This window comes from Ruegeria sp. YKSF131, assembly GCF_059612645.1.
Window position 1 is genome coordinate 18906 of sequence record NZ_JBXWQZ010000061.1, and the last position, 8232, is coordinate 27137.

Consider the following 8232-nt stretch of genomic DNA (forward strand, 5'->3'; position numbering starts at 1 on the left):
ATCAGCTCCGTTTCAGTTTCGGGTCCAGCGCATCCCGCAACCCGTCACCCATCAGATTGATGGCAAGCACGGTGACCAGAATCGCGAGACCGGGGAAGGTTACAACCCACCATGCGCGCAGGATGAACTCGCGCGCTTCAGCCAGCATGGTGCCCCATTCTGGTGTGGGGGGCTGCGCGCCCATGCCCAGAAACCCAAGGGCCGCCGCGTCCAGAATGGCAGTCGAAAAAGACAGGGCCGCCTGAACGATGATTGGCGCCAGACAGTTGGGCAATACCGTGATGAACATCAGCCGCGACTTGCCAGCACCGGCCACACGAGCCGAGGTCACATAGTCTTTCTGCCGTTCCGCCAGAACCGACGCGCGGGTCAGGCGCACGTAATGCGGTTGAAACACGATGGCGATAGCAATCATCGCATTGGTCAGTGATGGGCCCAGAATGGCGACCAGAACAAGGGCGAGCAGCAGAGACGGGAAAGCCAGGACGATGTCCATCACCCGCATAATCAACGTATCAACCCATTTGGGCGCAAAACCCGACAGAAGGCCGACCATTACGCCGCCCGTTACGGCAACACAGACCACAACGATCCCCACAAAGAAGGAATAGCGTGAACCCATGATCAGCCGCGACAGCATATCCCTGCCCAATGGATCGGTGCCCAACGGGAAGGCCCAGCTTCCGCCTTCCTGCCAGGCAGGGGGTTGCAGGATATGGTCCCGGAACTGTTCGGTCGGATCATAGGGGGCCAACAAAGGGGCAAAGGCCGCACAGAACACAAAGGCGGCAAAAACCCACAACCCGATCACGGCACCGCGGTTTTCGCTGAAATAGTACCAGAACTCTCGCAGTGCGCTGGGACGATTTTCGGCCATTGGTTGGTTCGACGAAAGCTCGGTCATCATCGTCTCCGGATTTTGGGGTTGATGATGCCGTACAAAACATCGACCAGCAGGTTCACCAGCATCACGATCACCGCGATCATCAGCAAACCCCCTTGCACCACCGGGTAATCCCTGCGGAAAATACTGTCGACCATCCACTTGCCGATGCCCGGCCAGCTGAAGATGGTTTCAGTAAGAATTGCCCCCGCCAGCAACGTACCAACCGACAACCCGATCACCGTGACAACCGGTATCAGCGCGTTACGTAGCGCATGCAGCCCGTTTACCCGGGTCGGCGACAACCCTTTGGCACGCGCGGTGCGGATGTAATCCTCGCCCAGAACCTCCAGCATCGCCGACCGGGTCTGACGCGCGATCACGGCCAGCGGAATAGTACCCAGCACAATCGTCGGAAGGATCAGATGACGAACGGCCGACCCGAATGCGCCTTCCTGTCCGGACAAAAGACTGTCGATCAGCATAAAGCCAGTGACACTTGGGAAGTAATAAAGCAGGTCGATCCGGCCGGACACCGGTGTCCAGCCAAGATTGCCCGAAAACACGATGATCAGCAGCAGCGCCCACCAGAAGATGGGCATCGAATATCCGACCAATGCCGAAGACATCAGTGCCCTGTCAAAAAACTTCCCCCGGTTCACCGCCGCAATCACGCCGGCAGGCAGACCCAAAGCGATGGCGAAGATCATGGCGCAGAGCGAAAGTTCCATTGTCGCGGGGAACAGCGAAAAGAACTCCTCCCAGACCGGTTTTTTGGTGACAAAGCTTTCGCCGAGATCGCCCTGCAAAACTCCGGCAAGGTATTCCCAGTATTGCTGCAACACCGGTTTGTCGAAACCCAGCTTTTCTACCATTTCCTGGTAGCGTTCTTCAGTCATGCCGCGCTCGCCGGCCATAACGATGATCGGATCACCCGGTAGCACCCGGATAAACATGAATGAAATCAACGTCACGCCCAGAAAGGTCGGGACGAACAGGCCAATGCGGGTGAGTAAGTAACCAAACATCAGCGACCTATGATTGTAAGCTCTTTGGGGAAATGGGTCAGCGACCGGCAGCCATCCTCAGTGACAAGCACATCATCTTCGATGCGAACGCCAAAACTTTCGAGCGCATACAGACCTGGTTCATTCGTCCAGACCATACCCGGCAGGATTTTCTGATGATTCCCACGCATGATATAAGGTGCCTCATGCACATCCCGACCCAACCCGTGACCCGTTTTGGTGCGAATACGATCCGCAAATGGCGAGGCCTCGAGCACGCTTATGACCGCATCGTCTATGTCATGGGCCGCTACACCAGGGCGGCAGGCTTCGAACCCGGCTTTGTTGGCGCGCAGAACGGTGTCGTAGACTTCCCTGCCCTCGTCCGACACGTCCTGAACAAAGAAGGTTCGCGTAATGTCGGCGGCGAAACCATCTTTGCGGGCACCGAAATCGAACAGTAACGCGTCGCCTGCCCTGATCTGGTAGTCGTTGCGCGCTTTCCCATGCGGCCGTGCCGAATTGTCGCCAGCCGCTACGATGGGTGAAAACGCCAGTGACTCGGCCCCTTCTGCAAACAGCGCCTGTATCAGGGCTTGCTCGATCTGTTTTTCGGTCTGGCCGACACGCACATCTGCAATCACACGACCCAGAGCACGTTCCGAGATATCGATGGCCGCCTGCATCGCAGCAATGTCTTCATCGGTCTTGATTATGCGCAGGCCCGAGATTTCGCGTTCACCGTCGACGATCCGTAAGCCCGGCAAAGCACGGGTGAACGCCGCAGAGACGAAAACCCGCATCACCTGACCTTCCACCGCAAGCGAGCGGATCGGCATTTGTGCGGCCAATGCGGTAAACGCATCGTCATAACCGGTCTGATCGCGCCAATCGAAAACAGCGCCCTCGAATCCGACAAGATCCCATGAGGCCAGTTCCAGATTGGGCACAATCGCTGCGGCCTGTCCCTCAGGCGGGACAACAACCACGAAGGGCCGTTCGTGGCTCATGAAAGCTTTTCCCAAAGCGCGGGTGAAATTCGGGCCAGGTACAAGAGCAACAGCGTCGACTGACATGTCCCGTGCCAGTTGACGATATTCGGACAGATCCGGCATTCAGGCCGACCTCCTCAATAAGAAAGCCGGAGCCGCCAAACAGGCGGCTCCGGTGAGTGAGTGGTGGCTTACTCGACGCTCACACCATAGAAGATGTGGCCGCCCAGCGGGTGCACTTTGTAACCTTGCACCTTGTTGCTCATCGGCATGAATACAACCGAGTGAGCAATGGTTGCCCATGGGGCCTGCTCTTTAAACACGACCTGAGCTTCTTCATACAGTTTGGTCCGCTCGGCCTGATCGGTGCTTTGCTTGGCTTTCAGGATCAGATCCTCGAACGGCTGGTGGCACCATTGCGCGCGGTTCGATGCTTCGACACCGTCACAGCCCAGCAGAACGGCCAGGAAGTTGTCCGGATCGCCGTTATCCCCGGTCCAGCCCAGCAGAACAGCACCGTCGCGGTTCAGTTCTTTCGAGCGTGACAGGTATTCGCCCCATTCGTACGAGACGATTTCGACGCCCACACCAACCTTGGCAAAATCGGCCTGAATCAGCTCGGCCATGCGGCGGGCATTAGGGTTATAGGGGCGCTGAACCGGCATCGCCCAGACCTTCATCGACAGGTCCGAGACGCCTTCGGCCTCAAGCATGGCCTTGGCCGCTTCGGGATCATATGGATCGTCCGCGATGGCGTCGTTATAGCCCCACATGGTTGGCGGGATCGGGTTCTTGGCAGCCTGGCCCGAGCCCTGGAAAACCACGTCGATGATCGCCTGCTTGTCGATCGCCATGTTCAACGCCTTGCGAACCTTGGGGTTGTCGAACGGCGCCATCGTGGTGTTGTAGGCAAGATACCCGACGTTCAGCCCTTCCTGCTCCATCATGTTGATGTCTGCATCATCCTTCATCGCCTGAATGTCAGCCGGGTTCGGGTAAGGCATCACATGGCACTCGCCAGCTTTCAGCTTCTGGTAGCGAACAGACGCGTCCGGCGTAATGGCAAAGATCAGGTTTTCGACCTGCGCCGGTTCCTTCCAATAATCGCCATTGGCGGCATAGCGGATCACCGCGTCTTTCTGGTAGGCCACGAACGAGAAAGGCCCGGTCCCGATGGGTGCGGTATTCAGTTTCTCAGGCGTGCCGGCAGCCATCATGGCATCGCCATATTCGGCTGACATGATCGATGCAAAATCCATCGCCATATTCGCAACAAAAGGTGCCTCTGGCTTGGACAGGGTGAACTTCACCGTGTAGTCATCAATCTTTTCGATAGAAGAGACCAGATCCGGCATCCCCATACCCTGGAAGTATTCCCACGTGCCGCCAGACACTTGGTTATAGGGGTGGTTCTCGTCCTTTTGGCGCATGAACGAGAAGATTACGTCATCGGCGTTGAAATCGCGGGTCGGGGTGAATTCATCATTCGAATGGAATTTGACACCCTGGCGCAGCTTGAAGGTGTATTCCAGGCCATCATCACTGGCCTCGACACTTTCAGCCAGGCCGGGGATCACGTTGGTTGTACCGGTTTCGAATTCCAGCAACCGGTTATAAATAGGATGCGACGAGGCATCAAAGGTTGTTCCTGCGGTAAACAGTGCAGGGTCAAACCCCTCGGGTGAACCTTCGGAACAATACACCAGGGTATTTGCCTGTGCCACGGCACCCGACAGGGCTATTGCCGTGGTTGCGGCCAGAAGATTGAGTTTCATGATTTTCTCCCAGAAATGGACTTGGCAAGACAATCGCATGGCTCTTTGTCGTCAGAGCGTTCAGTGACAATACAGGTCGTTGCGATATCCCTGACAAATGTATCCAAAATACAAAACCTGTTGTCAACCGGCTCTGTCACTGACTTTCGTGAATGATGCCCCGTTGACAGGGTGTGTCATGAACCTGAAAGCGCCCTGCCCCTAGGAAATCGCGAAGGGCGACACTAACATTTCACAGGTTCCGGCAGTTTGGCCACAGATATCGACTCTCGTTGACCCAAAGTCATTTTGGTAAGAATGGATAGCTATCTCTGACCGGTAGCTGAGGAAGTATCCTTGCGCATATCGCGAATGCAATCGTAACCCAGCCAGAATAAGACTGTCAGTGTGACCAGAAATACGTAAGGAAGCAGCGAGATATGCATAACCAACACGCCATAGAACATGGCGGCGTATGCGGCGATTTGGACTATCACCAACACACCCCACGCACCCATTCCCCAAAGATTGCGCGCATTCCCCTGACCGGTCGAGTTGCGCAGGCTCTGACACTCTGCCTCGTTCACCACGGGGGGCGCGGCACGCGTTGAATTGAGAGTGCCGTTGGTGTCGAGCGCGCTGGATCGACATGCATCGAAACAAGGGGCCGCCTCTCGACAGGCGGGCGCAGTGTGTAACATTGGTTGAGTCCTTGGACATCTGGGGTTTGGCAGCGAGCCTTCACTGTGCCTCAGGACAACTACCTCCCGCACCATGCCACCCACGAAATCAGGCGCCACCGTTGCCATCTTGCAATCATATCCAGCGGAGAAATGCCGATCCTCGCTCTGGCGCAGCATAAAACCGCACACATAGCCGAGAGACCCGTGAATACCGCGATCAGATGAGGTCTGAAGAGCTATTCGTGACCCTCGGTGACTCATGGCTTTTGGCGCGGTTCCGGATGCGCGCTATCCGCTGAACTGGGACCTTCGCGTGCATCCAGCGCTCCATTCTACGGCGTCCTTCGATGCTGAGTGCGGCTACTTTGTTCCCATACCGGGATCGCCCCATCAGATAATCCATTGGTTTCTAAAAGGAGTCGCGGTTCAGGTATCGCTCACAAGTTCATTTGTGTACAAATTGGTAAGATTGCGCTCAAGTACATGTCAGATTCAGCCTCCGAGGATGCCATGCCAATTGAACACGCCCCTTTCAGCCAAGCGGAATATGACCGCAGGATCGCCAAGACCCGAAGCGCTATGGAAAAAGCGGGGCTAGAGCTACTGTTTGTCACCGACCCTTCGAACCAGGCTTGGCTGACTGGCTATGATGGTTGGTCCTTTTATGTGCATCAGGGCGTATTGCTCGGCATGGAAGGTGAGCCGATTTGGTGGGGACGCCAGATGGATGCATTGGGTGGGTTGCGCACTTGCTGGATGTCCAAGGACAACATTCGCGGCTATGCAGACCACTACGTCCAATCAACCATACGCCATCCCATGCAGGATCTGGCGGGCCACATTCGCGCGCTCGGGCTGGGTACAACCCGCATCGGCGTTGAGATGGAGAACTATTACTATTCCGCAAAGGCACACGAGGTTTTGGGCACGGAATTGCCCGAAGCGACGCTGGTGGATGCGACGGCACTGGTAAACTGGCAGCGTCTAATCAAGTCGGAAGAAGAAATTGTCTTTATTCGCAAGGCGGCCCGGATTTCGGAAAAAGTAATCCAAACGGCCATTGATCGCGCTGCAGTGGGAGTGCGCAAGAACGACCTTGTCGCAGATATCTTTCATGCCGGGATTACCGGGGTTGAGGATGATTGGGGGGATTACCCAGCCATTGTCCCTTTGACACCCTCAGGGCTGGATGCCACAGCCGCGCACCTGACATGGAATGGCGCACCGATGAAGAAGGGTGAAGCAACATTTTTCGAACTGTCAGGCTGCTATCGGCGCTACCACGCTCCGCTTTGCCGCACGGTTTATCTTGGCACTCCGCCGCCGGAAATGCGGGACGCGGAACACGCACAGATCGAAGGGATAGCTGCGGGTCTAGAGGCTGCCCGGGCTGGCAATCGGACCAGCGACATTGCAAACGCTTTTCTTAAGGTTCTTGCCCGTCACGGAATCGAACGGGAGGGGCGCATGGGATACCCTATCGGTTTGAGCTATCCGCCAGATTGGGGCGAACGGACAGCGTCGATCCGCGCCGAAGACGAGACCATTCTGCAACCGGGCATGGTTTTCCATTTCATGCCTGCGTTGTGGATGGACAGCTGGGGCCTTGAGACCACGGAAACCATTCTTATCACTGAAAACGGCCCCGCCGAAGCCCTATGCAATATCGAGCGAAAGCTCTTTGTGAAAGACTAAGCCTTGAGCACCCTCGAAGACGCCAAGACCCTGCTGGGCGAACTGATCAGCTTCCCCACGGTTTCGTCAGACAGTAACCTGGACATGATCAAGCACCTCGCGGACCGGTTGAGCGATTGCGGTGCAGAGGTGGAAATATGGCATGACGAAACCGGCACCAAAGCCAATCTTTTTGCCTCATTGGGCCCCAAGCGCGACGGTGGTATCGTCCTATCAGGCCATTCCGATGTGGTGCCTGTTACGGATCAGGACTGGTCCTCGGACCCATTCGTGATGGAGGAGCGGGACGGCAAGTGGTTTGGTCGCGGCACCTGCGATATGAAAGGGTTTATCGCGGCGGCAGTCGTCATGGCCCCGTATTACGCAAAGCTGGATCTTCAGCGCCCATTGCATTTCGCCTTTACATATGATGAAGAAATCGGCTGTTTTGGCGCGCAGGCTTTGGCCAAGACCCTGCGGAAGAAAGCGATCAAACCCGCTGTGGTCATCATTGGCGAGCCCACCTCGATGCGCATCATCGAGGGCCATAAGGGCTGCTATGAATATACAGCGCATTTTACCGGGTTCGAAGGCCATGGCTCGGCCCCCGAGCGCGGTGTAAACGCCGTCGAATACGCGGTGCAATACGTCTCGAAACTGTTGACGCTGAAGGCTGATTTGCAAGGGAGAGCACCGGCAAACAGCCCGTTCGACCCACCATGGACGACAATAAATACCGGTACGTTGGTGGGCGGGGTGGCCCATAATGTGATCCCCGGTAAGGCGCGGGTCGATTGGGAGATGCGACCAGTGCAAAAGGCGGATGCGGATTACGTCAAAGACGAACTGCACCGGTTTTGCGCGCAAACCCTGATCCCGGCAATGCAGGCTATTCACCCCGATGCTGGTATCAAGACCGAAATTATCGGTGAGGTCGACGGGCTAGAACCAATGGACGACAACGAGGCGCGTGACCTTGTGATGGAACTGACAGGGGCAAACGGAGCCGACGTTGTACCCTTCGGTACCGAGGCCGGGATATTCCAGCAGTTGGGGATGAACGTCGTTGTCTGCGGTCCCGGATCAATCGATCAGGCGCATAAACCGGATGAATACGTCTCGGTCGAACAGATGGCCCAGTGCCTTGATATGCTTCGGCGGTTATCTTCGAAGCTGGAGTAGATGATGACCTTGGTCCGCGCGGTATCGATATTCTGGTTGGGTGCACCGGTCTGTTCG

At 56.4% G+C, this 8232-nt stretch carries 7 protein-coding genes; 2 read left to right on the forward strand and 5 right to left on the reverse strand.

The genetic code is table 11. The features are described from left to right. Position 1 precedes the first annotated feature (1 nt). From AC2FLZ_RS17925 to AC2FLZ_RS17945, 5 genes are all read right to left on the reverse strand, one after another. Positions 2 to 904, reverse strand: coding sequence for an ABC transporter permease subunit (locus tag AC2FLZ_RS17925; protein ID WP_480488831.1), 903 nt, complete (start codon positions 902 to 904; stop codon positions 2 to 4). Next, complete coding sequence (locus tag AC2FLZ_RS17930) at positions 904 to 1911, reverse strand: ABC transporter permease subunit (protein WP_480477613.1); 1008 nt, start codon at positions 1909 to 1911, stop codon at positions 904 to 906. Before AC2FLZ_RS17930 ends, AC2FLZ_RS17925 begins: the two co-directional genes overlap by 1 nt. Beyond that, positions 1911 to 3005, reverse strand: a complete 1095-nt coding sequence (locus tag AC2FLZ_RS17935; protein WP_480520840.1) for a M24 family metallopeptidase — start codon at positions 3003 to 3005, stop codon at positions 1911 to 1913. The genes AC2FLZ_RS17930 and AC2FLZ_RS17935 overlap by 1 nt, the downstream gene beginning before the upstream one ends. A gap of 68 nt (positions 3006 to 3073) precedes the next feature. Then, positions 3074 to 4657 (reverse strand): ABC transporter substrate-binding protein, encoded by a 1584-nt coding sequence (locus AC2FLZ_RS17940; protein ID WP_480495867.1) that lies wholly within the window; start codon positions 4655 to 4657, stop codon positions 3074 to 3076. A gap of 305 nt (positions 4658 to 4962) precedes the next feature. Beyond that, complete coding sequence (locus AC2FLZ_RS17945; protein WP_480520842.1) at positions 4963 to 5337, reverse strand: hypothetical protein; 375 nt, start codon at positions 5335 to 5337, stop codon at positions 4963 to 4965. A 465-nt stretch (positions 5338 to 5802) separates the two neighbouring features. Here AC2FLZ_RS17945 and AC2FLZ_RS17950 point away from each other — a divergent pair, with 465 nt between their 5' ends. Next, complete coding sequence (locus tag AC2FLZ_RS17950; RefSeq protein ID WP_480520844.1) at positions 5803 to 7014, forward strand: M24 family metallopeptidase; 1212 nt, start codon at positions 5803 to 5805, stop codon at positions 7012 to 7014. A 3-nt stretch (positions 7015 to 7017) separates the two neighbouring features. After that, positions 7018 to 8175, forward strand: a complete 1158-nt coding sequence (argE, locus tag AC2FLZ_RS17955) for an acetylornithine deacetylase (protein WP_480520846.1) — start codon at positions 7018 to 7020, stop codon at positions 8173 to 8175. Positions 8176 to 8232: the final 57 nt, after the last annotated feature.